General features: G+C 38.2%; 17 protein-coding genes. All 17 read right to left on the reverse strand.

From position 1 onward, the window contains the following. Nucleotides 1-26: 26 nt before the first annotated feature. On the reverse strand, nt 27-947 hold the full coding sequence (locus tag ACIQ7N_RS03340) for a helix-turn-helix domain-containing protein (protein WP_402930315.1): 921 nt from the start codon (nt 945-947) through the stop codon (nt 27-29). 16 nt (nt 948-963) lie between these two features. Then, nucleotides 964-1752, reverse strand: coding sequence for a DUF3388 domain-containing protein (locus ACIQ7N_RS03345; RefSeq protein ID WP_132357874.1), 789 nt, complete (start codon nt 1750-1752; stop codon nt 964-966). A gap of 226 nt (nt 1753-1978) precedes the next feature. Next, a complete protein-coding gene (locus ACIQ7N_RS03350; protein WP_132357376.1) occupies nt 1979-2236 on the reverse strand; it encodes a DUF3243 domain-containing protein in 258 nt (85 codons plus the stop codon). A 44-nt stretch (nt 2237-2280) separates the two neighbouring features. After that, nucleotides 2281-3009, reverse strand: coding sequence for an elongation factor P 5-aminopentanone reductase (gene ymfI, locus ACIQ7N_RS03355; protein WP_402930317.1), 729 nt, complete (start codon nt 3007-3009; stop codon nt 2281-2283). Then, the gene (yfmH, locus tag ACIQ7N_RS03360; RefSeq protein ID WP_402930319.1) at nt 3006-4307 is read right to left on the reverse strand and encodes an EF-P 5-aminopentanol modification-associated protein YfmH; all 1302 of its coding nucleotides are present in this window, start codon (nt 4305-4307) and stop codon (nt 3006-3008) included. The genes ymfI and yfmH overlap by 4 nt, the downstream gene beginning before the upstream one ends. Next, on the reverse strand, nt 4304-5575 hold the full coding sequence (gene yfmF / locus ACIQ7N_RS03365) for an EF-P 5-aminopentanol modification-associated protein YfmF (RefSeq protein WP_402930321.1): 1272 nt from the start codon (nt 5573-5575) through the stop codon (nt 4304-4306). Before yfmF ends, yfmH begins: the two co-directional genes overlap by 4 nt. A gap of 246 nt (nt 5576-5821) precedes the next feature. After that, the gene (locus tag ACIQ7N_RS03370) at nt 5822-6781 is read right to left on the reverse strand and encodes an ABC transporter permease (RefSeq protein WP_402930323.1); all 960 of its coding nucleotides are present in this window, start codon (nt 6779-6781) and stop codon (nt 5822-5824) included. Nucleotide 6782: 1 nt separating this feature from the next. Continuing rightward, nucleotides 6783-7829 (reverse strand): ABC transporter permease, encoded by a 1047-nt coding sequence (locus tag ACIQ7N_RS03375; RefSeq protein ID WP_402930324.1) that lies wholly within the window; start codon nt 7827-7829, stop codon nt 6783-6785. Continuing rightward, the gene (locus ACIQ7N_RS03380; protein ID WP_402930325.1) at nt 7829-9376 is read right to left on the reverse strand and encodes an ABC transporter ATP-binding protein; all 1548 of its coding nucleotides are present in this window, start codon (nt 9374-9376) and stop codon (nt 7829-7831) included. Before ACIQ7N_RS03380 ends, ACIQ7N_RS03375 begins: the two co-directional genes overlap by 1 nt. Nucleotides 9377-9924: 548 nt before the next feature. Continuing rightward, on the reverse strand, nt 9925-11010 hold the full coding sequence (locus ACIQ7N_RS03385) for a BMP family lipoprotein (RefSeq protein WP_402930326.1): 1086 nt from the start codon (nt 11008-11010) through the stop codon (nt 9925-9927). Nucleotides 11011-11063: 53 nt separating this feature from the next. Continuing rightward, nucleotides 11064-11792: a GntR family transcriptional regulator gene (locus ACIQ7N_RS03390; protein ID WP_132357384.1), complete on the reverse strand. Its 729-nt coding sequence runs from the start codon at nt 11790-11792 to the stop codon at nt 11064-11066. 186 nt (nt 11793-11978) lie between these two features. Then, nucleotides 11979-14267: an FtsK/SpoIIIE family DNA translocase gene (locus ACIQ7N_RS03395; protein WP_402930327.1), complete on the reverse strand. Its 2289-nt coding sequence runs from the start codon at nt 14265-14267 to the stop codon at nt 11979-11981. Between the two features lie 811 nt (nt 14268-15078). Further along, a complete protein-coding gene (locus tag ACIQ7N_RS03400; protein ID WP_132357386.1) occupies nt 15079-16746 on the reverse strand; it encodes a ribonuclease J in 1668 nt (555 codons plus the stop codon). A 388-nt stretch (nt 16747-17134) separates the two neighbouring features. Next, a complete protein-coding gene (gene dapA, locus ACIQ7N_RS03405; protein WP_132357387.1) occupies nt 17135-18052 on the reverse strand; it encodes a 4-hydroxy-tetrahydrodipicolinate synthase in 918 nt (305 codons plus the stop codon). Between the two features lie 13 nt (nt 18053-18065). Beyond that, the gene (locus ACIQ7N_RS03410; protein ID WP_132357388.1) at nt 18066-19103 is read right to left on the reverse strand and encodes an aspartate-semialdehyde dehydrogenase; all 1038 of its coding nucleotides are present in this window, start codon (nt 19101-19103) and stop codon (nt 18066-18068) included. A gap of 82 nt (nt 19104-19185) precedes the next feature. Beyond that, nucleotides 19186-19776 carry a dipicolinate synthase subunit B gene (locus tag ACIQ7N_RS03415; protein WP_402930329.1) on the reverse strand — a complete coding sequence of 197 codons (591 nt, stop codon included), beginning with the start codon at nt 19774-19776 and terminating at the stop codon, nt 19186-19188. After that, nucleotides 19770-20549 carry a dipicolinate synthase gene (locus tag ACIQ7N_RS03420; protein WP_402930331.1) on the reverse strand — a complete coding sequence of 260 codons (780 nt, stop codon included), beginning with the start codon at nt 20547-20549 and terminating at the stop codon, nt 19770-19772. Before ACIQ7N_RS03420 ends, ACIQ7N_RS03415 begins: the two co-directional genes overlap by 7 nt. Between the last annotated feature and the right edge of the window lie 6 nt (nt 20550-20555).

The following is a 20555-nucleotide window of genomic DNA, read 5'->3' on the forward strand; positions in this document are numbered from 1 at the left end:
AGAAAGTAGTCATCACTAGATGACTACTATTCTTTATTGAAATTGATGACGATGTTTTGCGTTACAATTTGCTGTGCATACGTTAAAGGCTCGTCATTAATGTATACTTTAGCTTGCGCTGAATTACCTAAGCGGATACGGGCGTAATTTTGAGATGTTGCGTCGAATTCTACTACTTCTCCTGCATTATATACACGAGTATCTGATAGTAATTCTTGTTGCTGTTGGTTACGAATACCGATAAATGTTGGACCTGACACTTCAATACGTATTTTAAATGCATCCGTACCTGTTAACGTATAAGAAGTTGTTGCACCATCCGCTTCAATAGCCCCAGCTGAAATCGATTGCTTAACCTCTTCAGTTTGCTTTTCATCAGGTGTTTCCTGTGTTGAATCTTTTGAATCTGCTGAGTCTTGTTTGTCATTTGTTTGAGCTTTTTTATGCTCTTTATCTTTTTCTGTATCTATTGGTTTTACTTTTGTATCATATTCTATTTCTGATGGCGTATCGTCTACAGCACCATCTGGCACTGCTTTATTTTTAGACTGCATTAGCACCCAAATCACCACAATAATGACAATGATAAATAAACCAACGGTTATTTTCGGCATTGCCTCCATCATTTTAGTAGAAGGACCTTTCGAAACTTTTCTTCTACTTGGACTACTCGTCATCGATTGACTTACTTGATTGTTTGGAGTACCTGGTAGCTCGCTTTTATAAGTTTCTAAAAGCTCCTCTGCGTCCAAACCAACAGCGTCAGCATATTGTTTAATAAAAGCTCGTACATAAAACGAACCAGGCATAATCGAATAATTTCCTTCTTCAATACCTATTAAGTAACGCTTTTGAATTTTCGTTATTTCTTGTAAATCGTCTAAGCTGTAGCCTTTAGACAGTCTCGCCTCTTTCAGTCGAGTCCCTAATTCTGCCACTAATAACACCTACTTTAATTTCAAATTAAAAATTAAATCCACCAAATGAATTAGATTCGGACATCATTTGGCTTTTTTCCATTATTTCATACGTAATTTCTTCATCTGGGTGATGACGCAATTCAATGATATAATCAAAATCCTCTATCTTATATTCTGAATGCTGAACAAACATGTCTGGATGCTCGATGACCTTAATGGAAGGCATACTCATCATTTCACGCACTAGTTGCAAATGTCTCTCATCAGATGATTGACGTGTCACAATACCATCTAATATAAAAATATTATTGTTACTGAATTCATCACCAGCAAGTTTATTACGAACAGTCTGCTTAATCATTGTAGACGATAAAAAAATCCATTTTTTATTGGCACATACACTTGCTGCTACAATTGATTCAGTCTTTCCAACACGAGGCATTCCACGTATCCCAATAAGCTTATGCCCGTCTTTTTTAAAAAGTTCAGCCATAAAGTCAACTAAAATACCAAGTTCATCTCGTACGAAGCGGAAGGTATTTTTTTCATCTGCATCTCGAGGAATATAATGACCGTGCCTAATGGCTAAACGATCACGGAGCTTAGGTTGTCGAAATTTGGTAACGTTAATATGTTCCATTGTCGAAACAATTGTACGAAAACGCTCAATTGTCTCATCGTTGTCTGTATGCACTAACATACCACGTCGATCCTCATCGACACCATTTATTGAAATAATATTGACACGAAGCATCCCTAAAAGTGAAGCAATATCTCCTAATAATCCAGGGCGATTCACCTGAATTTCATATTCAAAGTACCAATCGCTCAAACACACTCGTTCCCTTCCTATTAGTTAACGTAAAAAATCCTTTATAAGTTCCATCATAGCTGATTTTTTATGTAATGGAAAGTTAGAATACATGGAATTATGGGGTTATTTTTAAAAACTTACTATTTTTTTTTTGAACGTACGAAATAGGCTTACATACGTTCCCTTTTCTATGTAAAAATTGCTTTTATATATAGAAAAAAGAGGAGATCGCTCTCCTCTTTTTTTACTGTACATGTTTATTTTGTACAAGTTTAACGACACAATTCGCCAGTGCGTGTTTTTCCTCTTCAGAGGCAACGCCCCATAAATCCGACAGCACTCGCTCTTGTTCGTTTTTAGGATCGACATTTGTCGCCAAATATTCTCCAATTTGTACAGCAGCTTGTTGAATCATTTGCGATGGCATACCGCTTGATTCTGCTCGCATAACATTTTGACCTAAAAACGATGTCCATTTTTGCCAGTTTTCTAAAATAGTCATATGTTCCTCCTCCTTTACACATGTAGTATGTGCAAAAAAGAGCATTATATGTACCAGCCACCGTTTAATCTAATAACTTGCCCCGTTACATAATCTGCTTTTCCAGAAAGATAAAAACGTACCATTTCAGCAACATCCGTTGTTTGCCCAGTTACACCTAGTGGAATATCCTCTAAAATATATTCAAGCTCCTCTTCGCTTAAATGACTGTTCATCGAGGTATTAATAAAACCAGGTGCAATGGCATTAACACGAATATGCGACAGTGCAGCTTCTTTCGCATATGACTTCACAAAAGCATGTTGGGCGCCTTTCACAGTGGCATAAAGTGCTTCACCAGCTGATCCAGCCTCTCCCCAAATTGAACCAATAAAAAGCACATAGCTGACATCATGAGCGCGTAGCTTTGATGACAGCAATGCCGTAAGACGCATTGGATTTTGTACATGGACACGCCATAATGCCTCCATATCCTCCACCGTAGTATCTTCCAGTAGCGAATAATGTGCTTGACCATTTGCAAAGACAATCGCTTGCACATTAAAAATTTGAGATGCTAGCAATTGTGCCCCGGACGCTTTCAAAAAATCTCCCTGTACAAGCATAAACTCCTGTGCAGGGAAACTTTCTGAAAGGGAGCAGTATAGAGCCTGTGCTGCTTTTTCATTGTTTGAAAAGTGTATGTAGATGGACCAACCGTCTTCTGCCAGACTTCGACAAATAGCACGGCCAATCTCACCAGATGCACCTAAAACGAGCGCAAACTTTTTCACTGTACGCCCTTCTCAGTAGGTAAAATTTTAAAGACAGTTTGTTGAGATTCACCTTGAACTGAAGAAAACGCTTTTTTCAAATCTTCAATCGTTAGTTCTTCTAGTACAGGCACAACGTCGAACAAATTCATATCATTAAACGAATAACGTGTAAATTGGTTGGCGATAAATTCAATAGAGTTTAGTGCACGTAGGAAGAAACCTATTTTTTTACGTTTTACTCGTTCTAAATCGGTACTTTCAAAATGGGCATCCCCATCATACTTTGCTAATTCTTCCTTAATAGCTTTCTCTAATGCAGCAGGGTCTGTAGAATCTGAGCCAATCATTGCAAACCCAAAGCCTTTTTCTAACGTGAAATCAAATGCATATGTTTCATCTATTAATCCGTTATCATAAACGCTCTCATAAAATTTAGATGTACGTCCAAAAATAAGTTCAAGTGCAATTTGAACAGACAGCTCATGCTTTAACATGTCACGCCCAGAAAGATTTGTTTCTTTTGCTTTTAAGCCGATATAGACTTTAGGTTTTTGTACATCCATACGCAACTCACGTTCTTTAATAGCAACTTCTGTCGGCTCTTGATCGAAAAAGCGTTGAATTGGTGTTGGTTCAGGGAATTCTTTTTTGTCTTGATTGTCACGAATAAACGTCATCATTTCATTAGGATCTACTGCACCAATGACAAACAATAACATATTGGACGGGTGATAAAATGTATTATAGCACGTATATAAATGGTCGGCAGTAATTCCATCAATTGACTCAATTGTACCAGCGATATCAATTTTCACTGGATGATTATGATACATATTTTCGATTGTGCCAAAATATAAGCGCCAATCCGGCTGATCGTCGTACATCGTAATTTCCTGGCCAATTATGCCCTTTTCCTTATTAACAGTTGCTTCTGTAAAGTAAGGCTCTTGAACAAAATTTAATAATGTTTCTGTGCTGTTATAAATATTGTTAGTTGAAGAAAATAAATACGCAGTACGTGTAAATGATGTAAACGCATTGGCTGAAGCGCCGAATTCACTAAACTTTTGGAAGACATCTCCATCTTCTTTTTCAAACATTTTATGCTCTAAGAAATGGGCAATGCCATCTGGTACTGTAATGCTTTCAGTTCCACCAATTGGCACAAAAGTACGGTCAACAGAACCATATTTTGTGGTGAACGTTACAAAAGTTTTAGAAAAGCCTTTTTTCGGTAATATATAGACATCTAAGCCATTTTCTAGTTTTTCATAATACAATGTTTCATCTAATTGTTTGAATTCAATTGTTTTCATTGTGCGGCTTGCTCCTTCCCACTTAAGAAATAGACCGCTTCTAGCTGTACTTGCTTCGCCATTTCAACAATATCTTGCTTTGTCACAGCTTGCCATTTATTTGCCCAAGTCTCAACAGAGAACTCTTCGGGTAAATCTTTATATTGGTCGAAAATTTCTATTTGCCCTCGAGCAGAATCCAATGCTTCTTTTAGCTGATTCGTTAGCATTGCCTTTGTTTGCTCTATTTCTAAATCTGTAATATCGCCCGCTTGCATAACAGCAAGTTGTTCCTTAATTAGTGATAACGCTTTTTCCTCATTCTTTGGTTCAATCCCAGATACAACAAAGACTAAGCCATAATGTGATGCATATGAGCTAGACGCATAGTAGGCTAAACTTTCCTTTTCACGAACATTCATAAATAATTTGGCGTGAGGGTAGCCACCAAATACGCCGTTAAAGATTTGCATTTTGGCAAAATCAGCGTCACCAAATCGTACTGGTGTACTAAAGCCAATATGCAGCTTGCCTTGCTTCATTTCTTGTTGTTCACGTACATAATCATTTTGTGGATGCTGTTGTGGAAGTACAGCAGGAATTTCTTCAGGTGTACGATCATTAAATGGTAGCGCTTCTTTTAGCTTCGCTACGATTTCTTCTTCATTAATATCACCCGCGACATAAATGTCTATTTTATCGTTAGCAAGCATGGATTGATATGCTTCAAACAATGATGTAGGGGTAATTTTTTGAATGTCCTCGATAGTTCCATTCGCAGAAATAGAGGCCGGTTCATTTGGACGTAAAATTTGTTGAATGCGTTGCTGCGCATAACGAGATTTATCGTCAAAAATGGACTCAATACGCTGAATGACTGTTTTCTTTTCACGTTCCACAATCGATTCCTTAAATACACCATTTTCTAAATTCGGTTCAAATATTGCTGTATGCAATAAATCGAGTACCTCGTTTAAAACACTAGTATTTGCCAAATAATGATCATTAACAGCTTCTACATTCATCAATACTGTATGTTCATTACCACGTTTAGATGTGTCGAAATATAACACTGTGCCATACAAGTCATCCAGGAAACTTCGGAATGCAGCTGTTGTCTGATATTTCGCATTACTGTGTTGCAAAACATTTGTTAATACTGTACGTTCAGACGCATTTGTCGCCGTTAATGCTTTTCTCCATTTAATTGAAAAATTTACGGTTTTAAATTGGGTCGTTTGTCGGATATGCAAATTGACACCTTTTGCAAAAGGTATTGTTTTAAACATATATAGAACCCTCCTTATCTTTCTTAATATAACAAAGTACTACACATACTATACATGTCTATTGTCTATAATTGCAAAAAGAATCCAAAGTATGTATATGAAATGTGTGAAATTACATTTGGTTGTTGAGGAACCTGTACATGCAAGCAAATAAAGATCAACCACCAACCATTATTTTCCCAAACACTTGAAATATGTACAAGGAAAAAGACTGAGCATTTTCGCCCAGTCTTTAATCGTTTGTTATTAGCGTTTCCCTTTAATATAAGGTTGACCACTAGCTTTTGGTGCATTTGCTTTACCGATAAATCCTGCTAATGCAAGGATTGTTAATACATACGGTAAAATTTGCAAGTAAACAGCAGGAATGTCTTGAATATAAGGAATTCCGCTACCTGCAACACTTAACGTTTGTGCTACTCCAAAGAATAAAGCTGCACCTAATGCACCGATCGGATGCCATTTCCCAAAAATCATTGCAGCAATGGCCATAAAGCCTTGACCAGCAATTGTTGCATGTGAGAAATCGCCTGTAATTGATTGCGCGTACACTGCACCACCAAGACCACCTAATGCCCCAGAGATGACAACAGCAATATAACGCATTCTATTCACTTTTACACCCATCGTATCTGCAGCCATTGGATGTTCACCGACAGCGCGTAAACGTAAGCCAAATGGTGTTTTATAAATGATAAACCATGCCCCAATAGCTACTGCAAAAGCTAAAATTGATGTACTATAGACATTTTGGAATAATAACGGACCAAAGAACGGGATATCCTGTAAAAAAGGAATAGCAAAACGGTCTATTGTTTGGGTAATCGTATCCGTTTGACCTTTATCATAAATCATTTTCACCAAGAATACGGATACTGCTATACCTAATAAGTTTATAGCAACCCCCGATACCGTTTGATCGGCACGGAAGGAAATCGAAGCAACAGCATGGAGAAGTGAGAAGATTCCCCCAATAATAACAGCTGCCAGCATTGCCACCCAAATTGTTGCAGCACCGAATGTTGAAGCATATTCTAAGTTGACATAAATACCAACGAATGCGCCGACAATCATTAAACCTTCTAGTCCGATGTTTACTACACCTGAACGTTCAGAGAATACACCACCGATTGCCGTAAAAATTAACGGTGTTGCATAAAGAATTGCAGAAGGGATGATGAAATATAACATTTCTAAAAAGCCCATGTTATTGTCCCTCCTTTTTCTTGCTCAACTTTTGTAATGCTACTCGAATAATATAGCCTGATGCCACGAAGAAAATAATTAACGCGATAATAATAGACACGATTTCCTCTGGAATACCAGCCGCATTCGGCATATTTAGCGCTCCGTATTTAAGTGAGCCGAATAATGAGGCTCCAAATACAACCCCTAGTGGCGTGTTAGCACCAAGTAAGGCCACAGCGATCCCATCGAAACCTATACCAGTAAAGCCTGGTTTAATAGAGGCGTTTCCGAAAGTACCTAGTGCCTCCATAGCACCACCAAGACCTGCGAACATACCAGAAATCGTCATAGCTAAAATAATGTTTTTGTTAACATTCATACCAGCATAGTCTGCTGCATTCTTATTAAAGCCGACCGCTTTAAGCTCATACCCGCGTGTTGTTTTTTCTAAAATGAACCACATTACTACTACCATTAACAGTGCAATAATGATCCCATAGTGAAGACTTGAATTGTCTGTAAGCTCTCTTAAAAACGGAGAACGTAAAGAAGCCGATTCATGAACACGTTCTGTTTTAAAGCTCCCGTCAGACAATTTTTTAATCACTGCATTCGCAATATAAAGGGCAGTGTAGTTTAACATAATTGTCGCTATAACTTCGTGAACTTTAAATTTCGCTTTTAAGAAACCTGCAATAAAGGCCCAAAATGCACCTGCAGCTGCTGCAGCCAGTAAAGCTAATGGTAAGTGAATGATTTTAGGTAGATCAAACGCATAGCCGACCCAAGCTGCTGCTAGCCAACCTAAAATTAACTGACCTTCTACACCAATGTTAAATAAACCTGTGCGGAAGGCAAATGCTACCGCTAGACCCGCCAATATGTACGGTGTTATTTGACGGATTGTGTTCCCAATAGAATATGAATCTCCAAAAATACCTGTCCAAAGGGCGCTATAACCTAGTACTGGGTCATAGCCGCTAACTACCATCACGATAGCCCCAACAATTAAACCGATAATGATAGAGATGATAGGAACGAGAATATTAATGACACGATTTGACATTAGTCGTTCCCCTCCTTCGCATCATTCATGTTATTTTTATTACTTTGTCCTGCCATTAATAGACCAAGCTCTTGTTCTGTTGTTTCTTTTGGATTTAATTCATCCACAATTTGACCGTCATAAATAACAGCAATACGATCCGAAACATTCATGACCTCATCTAATTCAAATGAAATTAACAGTACGGCTTTTCCTTTGTCACGTTGCTCAATCAGGCGAGCGTGAATAAATTCAATTGCCCCTACGTCAAGACCACGTGTTGGTAAAGCAGCAATCAATAAGTCTGGATTACGATCAATTTCACGACCGATAATCGCTTTTTGCTGGTTACCACCTGAAAGGGCACGTGCTGGCGTCATTTCACCATTACCAGTACGCACATCATATTCTTCAATGATTTGACGTGCTTTTTCAGACACCTTCTTGTAGTCCATAACAAAGCCCTTAGCGATTGGAGACTGATAATATGTTTGTAGTGCAATATTATGACCTATTGGGAAATCTAATACTAGACCATGCTTATGGCGGTCTTGAGGGATATGCCCAACACCTTCCTCTGTAATTTTTCGAGGTTTCATATTTGTAATATCTTTGCCATTTAATTTAACAGTACCACTCTTAATTTTACGTAGACCAGTGATGGCTTCGATTAACTCAGATTGTCCGTTACCATCGATACCTGCAATACCAACAATTTCACCTTTACGTACTTTTAAGTTTAAGCCTTTTACTTTATCGATATTACGGTAGTCTGTAACAACCAAATTGTCGATTGAAAGTACTTCATCAGTTGGTTTTGCTTCTGTTTTTTCTGTTTTAAATTCGACTTGACGTCCAACCATCATTTCAGCTAATTGGTTTGGATTTGTTTCAGCAGTTATAACTGTTCCAATTCCTTCCCCTTTTCGGATAATCGTCACACGGTCAGAGACGTCCATAATTTCTTTTAGCTTATGGGTAATTAAAATAATGGATTTGCCCTCTTCAATTAACCGACGCATTATTTGAATAAGCTCTGTAATCTCCTGTGGTGTTAAGGATGCCGTAGGTTCGTCAAAAATTAAAATTTCTGCACCACGGTATAGTGTTTTTAAAATTTCAACACGCTGTTGCATCCCTACAGTAATGTCCTCGATTTTGGCATATGGATCAACATCTAAACCATATTTTTCAGAAAGTGCCTGTACTTTCTTTGCCGCATCTTTAATATTAATAACACCCATTTTTGTAGGTTCAGTGCCTAAAATAATATTCTCTGTTACTGTAAAATTTTCCACCAACATAAAGTGCTGATGCACCATACCAATCCCTAGATCATTGGCCACATTCGGGTTTGTAATTTTAACAGCCTTCCCTCGAACTCGAATTTCGCCACCCTCTGGTTGATACAAACCAAAAAGGACGTTCATTAAAGTCGATTTACCTGCACCATTTTCACCTAGTAATGCATGGATTTCGCCTTTTTTCAGTTGGAGGGTGATGTTATTATTCGCCACGAAATTACCGAACTCTTTTCGGATTCCTAGCATTTCTATCACGTAATCCAATTTTGTCACTCCCTTAATAGGCACTTTTATCAATTTCGCCTTTGCGTAATTGTGGCTGTTGCATTGCTTTCGCCACAGTAAACATTTGTTACGCTTCGTTAAAACTCCGCTTTCGCACAGATAAACAATACGTCCTGTTTTTGAAACCGTTATTTGTTTGAGACAAACTTAATACTAGCTATAGTCACTGTTAGTTCAACGTTTTTTCACATCGACAGCAATGACCTCAGCCAGCGGTTCCATCTTCGTTCAGTTGCATTATGTACCCTATTAACAAAAAATTCACACATACCTTGTCCCACTAATAGAGGTAGATATTCTTCTGAATGAAGATAAATTAATACAGGAAAGGTCATCGTTAGAAACCTTTCTTCTATTAACTTGTTACCATCATTACTATTCTTTCGATAAACTCATAGAAAAATTACTACCTCTATGGTAAACAAATAGAATCCGATAGAGTATTGCAAATAGTCAAAATATAACGATAGATTGAAAAATCATCATAAGGGCCTTGTTAAAGTCCCTTATGATGATCAAAAGATGAATTATTTTTTCACTTTTTCTGGAACTTTAATTTCACCTTTAACAATTTTTTCCTTATATTCATCAATGACAGTTTGTACGTCTGCTGGGATAGCACCACGAGAATCGGCAAGTTTCACGCCGTCTTCAGCTAAACCATAAATAAGTGTTTTTCCACCTGGGAATTCACCGTTTTTCGCTTTATTTGAAATATCTACTACTGCAGCATTAACACCTTTTAACATAGAAGTTAAAGTAACATTTGTTTTATCATCTATTTTACCTTCTTCATATTGGTCAGCGTCTACACCAATTACCCATACATTAGCATTAGGGTCTTTTTTCTTACGTTCCTTTGCCTCAGAGAAAACACCTTTACCAGTTGCACCAGCAGCATGGAAAATAATATCTACACCTGAAGTGTACATGCTGTTTGCAGTAATTTTACCAAGATCCGCTTTATCAAAAGCACCAGTATATTTTTCTTGAATTTCAATATCTTTGTTAACAGCTTTAGCACCTGCAACGAAACCAGCGTGGAAACGGTTGATAACAGGAATATCCATACCACCTACGAATCCTATTTTACCTGTTTTCGACATTTTTGCAGCTGCAACACCAGCTAGGAATGCACCCTCTTGTTCCTTGAATTTTACTGATGTAACATTATCAGCTTTTACTTCTTCATCAACTATTACAAAATGGTTATCTGGGTTTTCAGTTGCTACAGCTTCGACAGCGTCTTTTAACAAATAGCCAATACCATAGATTAAGTTAAAATCACGACGTAATAATAGATTTAAATTTGTTTCATAGTCTGCGTCTGTTTTTGATTGTAAGTAGTCGATGCCATCACCTTTTTTTAGGCCATTTTCTTTACCGAAAGCTTCAACGCCTTCCCAAGCAGATTGGTTGAATGATTTATCATCAACACCACCAGTGTCAGTAACCATTGCTACTGAGAATGCTTCTTCTTTGTTGCTTTCGCCTGATGATGCATTTCCATTGTCTTTTGCAGGTTTTTCTTCGTCTTTCGTACCACATGCACCTAAAATTGCACTTGCAGCTAAAACTGATGATAATACTAAGCCAAATTTACGTTTCTTCATTCTGTTAACCCCCCAAAGGTATTGTAATTAGCAGGAAAATATTTAGAAATGTTCTACACCCGTTTACGAACTACATGGAAGCTGAATTTATCAGCTCGGAAATAATTTTTTGAATACAGCACTACTTGATCATGATCATCGTAATGCAACTGCTTTAATACTAAAAGAGCTGTTTCACGCCCGCAATTTAAAATCGGTGAAGCTTGCTCATGATACCCGATTGGATCAATATATGTAACGGCATAGGCAACATGAATTTTACCAGATTGTTCAAGTGCAGAGAAAAGTGAAACTTCTTTTTTTTCAACAAAGTCAGTTGGCAGGAAACTTGCTGGTAATCTGTCTATGCAGTATACTACCGGCTCGCCGTCCGCTGTTCTGACACGTTCAATTGTGAGTATTTTATCTTCGCCATCACATTGGAAGCGTTTTAAATCTTCCTCAGAAGGTATACTTTCCGTCGCCTTTAAAAAGCGGGAACCGGGTTCCATACCTGCTGCCTCGATCATAGAAGAAATGCTCGATAAATGCTCGATACCTGATGTAAACAAAGGCTTAGGGTTTACAAATGTACCCACCCCATGTCGACGCACAATAACATTTTCCTCTTCCAACAGTCGTAGCGCTTCTCTAAGAGTTGCTCGACTGACTCCTAGTGATTTCGATAATTCAAACTCTGAAGGCAGTTTTTCATTTTCTTTAAAAATGCCTGTTTCAATGTCAGACTTTAAACGATCAATTACTTGAAGATAGAGATGACGATGATCTGCTTTAATAGTCACATATATCACCACCAATATCAGAGATCAGACATCTGATGTACAACATTCCTACTAATCGTTCATAAATATAACATTTTTATAGACTGAAAGCAATTACACCTTAGCGTAATTGCTTCCGAATTTTGAAATGAATTTGGGCCTACTTAATATATTCAACATTATTCATTTTTTTGTCGTTGTTTTGCACTAATTATCGTATTGATTAATGAGCACTTGTCGAGGTTTACTACCCTCTGAAGGCCCGACAATACCGCGTTGTTCCATTTGATCGACAATACGAGCAGCTCTCGAATAGCCGATACGGAAGCGGCGTTGCAACATCGAAACAGAGGCCGTCTGCATACTCACAACTAACTGTACAGCCTCATCAAATAAGTCGTCGGTTTCCTCTAAAATTGTCTCTTCTTCGGTCGGAATCATTTCCTCCTGATACTGTGCTTTTTGCTGTTCTATAACAAAGGTAACAACTGACTCAACTTCTTGATCTGATAAAAAGGCACCTTGCACACGTTTCGGTTTAGATGCACCGGCAGGTAAAAACAGCATATCGCCTCGTCCGAGTAAACGTTCCGCTCCACCCATATCTAAAATCGTTCTAGAATCGATTGCTGATGAAACTGCAAAGGCAATACGCGAAGGAATATTTGCTTTAATAACACCTGTCAATACATCAACACTTGGTCGTTGGGTTGCAATTATTAAATGAATCCCTGCTGCACGTGCCATTTGTGCTAAACGTGTAATAGAATCTTCTACATCACTTGAGGCAACCATCATTAAGTCTGCTAACTCGTCCACAATTACCACAATATAAGGTAATTTCGGATGTTTTTCATCCGTTTGCTCATTAACTTTTTGTACATGACCATTGTAGCCTTCGATATTACGAGTACCTGTATGCGAAAATAGATCATAGCGGCGCTCCATTTCAGCCACAACTTTCTTTAGCGCCTGAGACGCTTTACGAGCATCCGTAACAACTGGTGCCAGTAGATGAGGAATTCCATTATAAACATTTAACTCCACCATTTTCGGGTCTATCATCATGAGCTTTACTTCATGTGGTTTTGTCCGCATTAGGATTGATACGACAATACCATTTATACACACACTTTTCCCACTTCCCGTCGAACCTGCAACAAGTAAATGTGGCATTTTATTGAGCTCGGCGAGTACTGCTTGTCCAGTAATATCACGACCTAATGCGACTTGTAATAAAGCTTCTGGCTTTGCACCATCTTTAGACTCTAACACTTCCCGCAATGTAACAATTGCTACCTCACTATTTGGTACTTCAATGCCGATTGCAGACTTCCCTGGAATAGGTGCTTCCATACGAATATCCTTTGCAGCAAGTGCTAAGGCAAGATCATCCTGTAAGTTTACAATTTTACTTACTTTCACACCTATATCCGGTAATATTTCGTACTTCGTGACAGCTGGGCCTAAATGAACCTGCGTTACTTTTGCTTTTACACCAAAGCTTTGCAACGTTTGCTCAAGCTTTTTCGCATTGGCCTGAATAACAGAATATTCGCCACTTTGATCATGCTGTGGCGGTAATTGTAATAGATTATAAGACGGTAGTTGATAATCTGCATTTTCTACAGCATCTGCCCCTTCGATATGGACATCATCAACCATATCTCCATGTTCAATATCTTCATTTTCAGCTGTTGCATATTCTTCCCGTTCATGAGATACATTTTGAGTAAAGGCAGAGATGATTGGTTCATAAGAATCTTCTTCTTCCTCTTGTACCTCTAGCTCCTGTTCAACAGCTGCGATTTCATCCTTGCTTTCTACTTTTGAACGGCGATTTTTAGATTTCTTTGGCATATTTTTTTTCTTTTCACGATGTTTCTTTTGCCATTTCCCAAAAAGGTCAGGCATTTTTTCTGCTAAATATGGAACAAGCGCCTTTCCTGTCACTAAAATTAAGCCGATAAAGAAAATAACCCATGCAACGACCTTCGCACCTGTTGCCTCAAATAATACATGTAAAGCGCTGAATAACAGTGCACCAATCATACCTCCGCCAAGTGCATTACTTCGATGGATAATACCCTCTGAATTAATTAATATTCGCCAAGATTCTCGCAACACAGAGTCGGATAATAATCCACCAGATTTTGATAATTGTTCAAAAAGAATACCGTGACTAAAAATTGTTAAACTCATAACAATGAGGAGCATCCCTAATATGAGACGATCATAAATGCTCACTTTTTTCCGCCCAATCATTAGTAATAACGCAACAAATATCAACATAAATGGCACAGCAAAATGTAAATTTCCTAAAAGAAACATTGCTATTGTTTGGAGAACACGTCCAATCATGCCATATTCAAACATCATAATTACCGCTAATGCAATGAAGATAAGTCCTAAAATTTCATACATAAGTGGATGCATTTCTTTTTTTTCTGTAGACGTTTTACTTTTCGTGACTTTTCTTTTTTTTCTAGTGGCCATCTATTTCACCTTCTTTTGTAATCCATTCTATATATGTAGCGAATAATATCATGTAGAACTTGTTTATTTCAAAAAATAGACTCAGCACCATAACGTGTCGTTAATCTTCGTTCCGGCTGGGCTTTCCTGGAGGCGTCAGCCGGAACGGAAATCTACTTTCTGATCAATTTTGCCTCGGCGTAATTGTGGCTGTCGCTTCGCTTTCGCTACAAATAAACAATTTTGCATTGTGCGCAGGCCTGTACGAGGACCGACACGATGTTGGTCATTTCGGTAATGCCACAGGACATGGCATTTTTACCAACGTAGGTTCAGAGGTGGGAGTCTTCTACTCAATGAAAATAAATGACATACGTTTTAACAAATATATTCTCACCATTAGGTTCGAGCCAAAAAAAGGATTTTCCACCGTTTACATTCGGTTAGAAAATCCTTTTTCATTCAACGATGATCTTTCACTTATCAATTGTGCCTTGGCATAATTGCGTCTGGAATCGGCTTTGTGCTTAGGCCTACGTGATGTAGGTCAGTTAGCCGTTATCGCATGGATGCGATGATTTTAGGCTAACATCCTATGCGAACTCCTTTCCGATTCCATGACATCCGCCGGAGGCTTTAGGCCAACATGACGTTGGTCACTCAGTCGTTGCCACAGGATGTGGCGTTCTTAGACTGAGTTCCTTTATTTCAGCGCCGTTTGGACACCCGCTGAAAAATAGCTTACATTCGCATTCATCTCACCACCTATAGAGGGGGAGACTTCTGTACCTGCCGCTACGCTTTCGGTACAAAAGTGATTTGCTGAAAGAAGTTAATATTCCATAATGATTGGGATAATCATTGGGCGGCGCTTCGTTTTTTGGAATAAATACGTATTCAGTGTATCTCGAATTTCTTGTTTAATGTTTGTCCATTCAAATGTATCTTTACCAACGTATTTTTCAATAACAGTTTTCGCAATCTCAGAAGCTTCTACCATCAATTCTTCTGATTCGCGTACATATACGAAACCACGCGATAAAATTTCTGGACCAGATGCAATTTTCTTTTGAGCACGGTTTAACGTTACAACAACAATGAAAATACCATCCTGCGATAATAACTTACGATCGCGAAGTACGATGTTGCCTACATCTCCAACACCAATACCGTCTATTAATACATTACCAGCTTGTACACGGCCACTCATCCGCATTTTACCATTTTTATATTCTACAATATCCCCTTTATCGGCGATAAAAATTTGTGATTTTTGCATACCTAGTTGTTGAGCAAGCTTAGAGTGAGCAATAAGCATACGGTACTCACCTTGCACAGGGATAAAGTACTTCGGTTGCATTAAGTTTAGCATTAATTTTAAATCCTCTTGGCTACCGTGACCCGACACATGTACATTTTTGCTAGATGTTAAAATTTCAGCGCCTGCTTTTGCAATAGAGTTCATCGTATTAGCCATCTGTACTTCCATACTAGGTGATGGTGTAAAAGTAATTAATACGGTATCATCTTGCTTTATTTTAATGTCTCGGTGATGTTTACGGACGATTTTCTCTAATGCATCAAGTGGCTCCCCTTTATTACCTGTAGCAATAATAATAATCTCATCATCTTGATACTTTTGCATTTCAGAAATAGGGATGATTGTATCTTCCTCAGCCGTTAAGTAACCTAGCTGTACACCTAAATCTACAGCTTTCTCTAAAGGTTTTCCTACGATGACTACTTTACGGAAAGACTTTTGAGCTTGTGTAATTACTTGTTGAATACGAATAAAATTCGATGCATAAACAGCAACTAAAATACGACCTGGTGCTGAATGGAATGTTTTTGATAATTGCTCTTCAATGACAATCTCAGATGTCGTATAACCTGGTCGCTCAGCTTCACTCGACTCAGATAATAGAATAAATACGCCTTCTTCTCCTAACTGAGCCATTTTTGCTAAATCAGGCTTAAATTTACCTGTCGCTGATTGATCGAATTTAAACTCCCCTGTATGAACAATTGCTCCTTCAGATGTATGGAACACTACCCCTAACGAATCGGGAATACTATGTGTTGTATGGAAGAATGTCACATACGTTGAGTTAAAATTCATACGACTACGGTTCGTCACCTCAAAGAATTTCACCTGATGTGGTGCAGGCAACTCCTTTAAATGTTCCTTGGCAAGTGCAATTGTTAATTTTGATCCGTACACTGGCGCTTTCACTTTTTGTAATACATAGGCAATCGAGCCAATTGCATCTTCATGACCATGTGTTAGGAAAATCCCTTTCACACGATCTTTATTTTCTTCTAAATACGTAATATCCGGAATCACGATATCAATGCCCAGCATTTCGTCTTCAGGGAACATTAAGCCGCTATCCACTACAAATAGCTCTTCGTCAATTTCTACTACGTACATTGCTTTCCCAATTTCGCCGACGCCACCAAGTGGGATGATGCGAATTAATTCATTTTTCTTTTTTGTCAATTTATTTCCTCCTAAAAAATATCCCGAACAGCAACCACTTAAGATTTATTATACGGTTTGCAAAGCTTTTGCACAAATTAAAAATTCAACTTTCATGAAGGAAACAGAAATTTTTTGCTAATTTTATTACTAATAGATGGAAAGCTTGATAAGTATGTAGCATTGTGAAAGGTTTAATTTTTGCCTTTTATTTAGCGACGTAAGCTTTTGGCAATGGGTATATCGCGGATTGTAAGCCTTTTCTCTGTAAGGTTGTTCCAGAGCTTGAGCGGATACTATCTACCATGAGGGGGGCATCCCTTCGAGCAATGATCTTTATATTTTTAACAAAAAGAAAAAAGACCGCAAACAAACTAAAAAATCTCACGTTTGTTTACGGTCTGAGGATTTAACTAAAGGTACTTATTTTTCTAAAGCTTTTCGCTTTTTCTTGATACGTATCCCAAATGCGGTCAAAGTTTGCTTTTTCTTCATCTGTCATTTCCATCATTGGCAGACGAACATTAAGTGTATCAAAGCCTAATTTTGTCATCGCGTATTTTATAGGCGATGGGTTTGGCTGTGCGAACAACGCACGTACAAGTGGTAGTAATGCTCGGTGAATTTTGGCTGCTAGCTCGTGATTTCCTTCTTCAAACGCTTTAATCATTAATTGCATATCATTTCCAACAACATGAGCAGCAACAGAAATAATTCCCGCTCCGCCTATTGCTAGTAGCGGAAGTGTTAAACCATCATCCCCACTATAAACGAAGAAATCATCATCTGAATCAACATTCTCAATAATATCGCCCATTTGATCTAAATTGCCACTCGCTTCTTTAATCCAGGAAATATTAGGAATTTTACTTAAAGCAACGGAAGTTTCATAGGCAATATTGACGCCTGTACGTCCTGGCACATTATAAAGCATGACAGGTAAACTTGTTTCTTTTGCAATTGTTTCAAAATGGGCAAAAATACCGCGTTGATTTGGCTTATTATAATACGGTGCTACAAGCATGATACCATCTGCACCATTTTCTTCAGCCTTGTGCGTCATTGCAATAGAGTAAGCAGTCTCGTTATCCCCTGTACCTGCAATTACAGGTACACGGCCTGCTACTTTTTCTACTGTAAAGCGTACAACTTCAATTTTTTCTTCTGTGGACATAGTTGGATTTTCAGAGGTTGTGCCACATGCGACAATACAATCTGTACCATTATCAATCAAATAATTAATAATACGTTCTAGTTCTGGATAATTAATCGTGCCATCTTCTTTGAACGGCGTAATCATCGCCGTTCCAATTCGACCTAAATTCATCCTTACACCCCTCTTATAGTAAATTATCCTCCAGCATTGCTTCTGCAATTTGAATAGAGTTTAATGCAGCGCCTTTTAAAAGATTGTCAGAAACGATCCATAGGTGGAATCCTTTTTTATTGTCTAAATCTTGACGGATACGTCCTACATAAGTAGCATCTTCCCCTTCTGCATAGATAGGCATTGGGTAAGTTTGTGTTGCGATATCATCTTGTAATACTACTCCTGGTGCACTGCGTAATACTTCAAAAACCTCCTGTACCGTTGCTTCTTTTTCTACTTCAATATAAACAGATTCAGAGTGTCCTGAAACGACTGGCACGCGAACACAAGTTGCTGCTACTTTTAGTTCTGGTGCATGCATGATTTTTTTCGTTTCATTAATCATTTTCATTTCTTCGTATGTAAAGCCATTGTCTGTAAATTTATCAATTTGTGGAATGACATTACGAGCAATTGGATAATGACGTTTGTCGCTACCAGAAGGTAAAATATTTGCTTCTACATCCTTACCTGCATCCCAATTTTCACTTTGTGCCTTTAATTCTTGAATAGCAGAAATACCTGCACCTGAAACGGCTTGGTATGTTGATACAATAATTTTAGTTAAGCCAAATGCATTACGAATAGGTTCAAGTGCAGCCATCATTTGAATTGTAGAGCAGTTTGGATTCGCAATAATCCCTTTATGCTTAGCAAGATCGCCACGATTTACTTCAGGCACAACTAGTGGTACCTCTGGATCCATGCGGAAATGGCTCGTATTATCGATTACTACGGCACCACGTTTTGCCGCTTCCGGCGCCAGTACCGCTGAAACAGAACCACCAGCTGAGAATAAAGCGACATTGACGCCTTCAAAAGCTTCAGGTGTCGCTTCTTCAATTGTATATGTTTTACCATTAAATTCGATTGGTTTCCCTGCTGAACGTGCAGAAGCTAAAAATTTTATATCTCCGATTGGAAAGTTCCGTTTAATTAGCTGTTCCATCATTTTTGTGCCTACTGCCCCTGTTGCTCCAACAACCGCAACTACTAACTGCTTTGTCATCTGTCATCTCTCCTTGAATACATGTTCCATAATGTGTGCTATTGTATCACAAAAATACTGAAAATTGTGTGTAATTCGTGAATTATTTGAAATATTGTATAAACAGTGGTTGTAATTGTTTTTTCTCCGTAATCGCTTCATGTACAGTTGCGACCATTTGATCAAAATCAGCAATCAAGGAATTTGGCTTGGAATGCGGGGAGTCCTGCCCGAATGGAATAAAGTAAATGTTTTTAGCATTTAGCAGCCTCATAATATTCATACCATTTAAGCCAAGCGCATCATTTGTTGAGATGCCTAGAACAACAGGCGAACCGTTACGCAATGTTGCCTTAGCAGCCATCAATACTGGACTATCTGTTGCTGCATTAGCAAATTTACTAATACTATTGCCAGTCATCGGCGCTATGACCATCGCATCCAATGGATTGGATGGTCCGAATGGTTCTGCCTCTTTAATAGAGGTTATTACCTTTTCTCCAGTCAATTCCTCTATTTTTGCAATCCACTCCTCTCCGGTACCAAAACGCGTAGCCGCATGTAACACAGAATGCGTAATTATTGGAATAACTGTTGCTCCTGCATCTATAAAGTTTTGAATTTTAGGTACTACATCCTCATACGTACAGTGAGAGGCTGTAATACCTAAACCAATTCGTTTACCCGTTAGCAATTTTCTTCCTCCTCTATTGCCTTGCACAATATTGTAGCTGCATCATGTGCAAAGTATTTCCCAGGTAATGATGGCAATAGTACGTACGTTTGTAATTGCTCAGTGTCTATATCTAAACAACCAGGCTCTGAAGCCAAATCATATAGGACAGCTGGGACATGATCTAGGAATGATTCTGTAATCCATTTAGCTGGAATCGTATTGATAAAAATCCCATCATTAACTGACCATTTGCGGTCGTCTAAATTCGTAGCTTTATAACCATATGCCTTTGCTTCACTCACTTGTACAACTGAACGCGCAACTATATGGACATTAGCGCCCATCTTAACGAGTAAAGAGGCAAGCATTTTAGCTGTGCGTCCAAAACCTGCGATCGTAAAGTTTTGTCCGTAAATGCATTTTTGCTCGAGTCCGTAAAACGTGGCGATAAACCCTTCGGCTGTTAATCTTGCGTTTTGCCAAATAAAAGATTCTTGTTGTAAATAACAATTTGTTTCATTTTTCTCAAGCAATTGCTTCCAATGCATAGTCAAACGCCCTGTATAAAACTTAACTTGGGATATCCCATAAAGCTGTTCCACTTCAATTTTTAGTGGAAGGATGGGAAGAATAATTCTATTTGGTTGGAATTCTAATACAAGCTTATTTAACTCTTCATTCCAAACTGATGTTCTTTTATAAAATACCGTTCTCGATGGGCTTCTTAGCATAGTAGCTAATTCCTTTAACCTTAGATCCTCACCGATAACAAGCCATTTTTCATTTTCCAAAAGCTC

Source organism: Lysinibacillus sp. NPDC095746 (genome assembly GCF_044763535.1).
GTDB lineage: Bacteria > Bacillota > Bacilli > Bacillales_A > Planococcaceae > Lysinibacillus.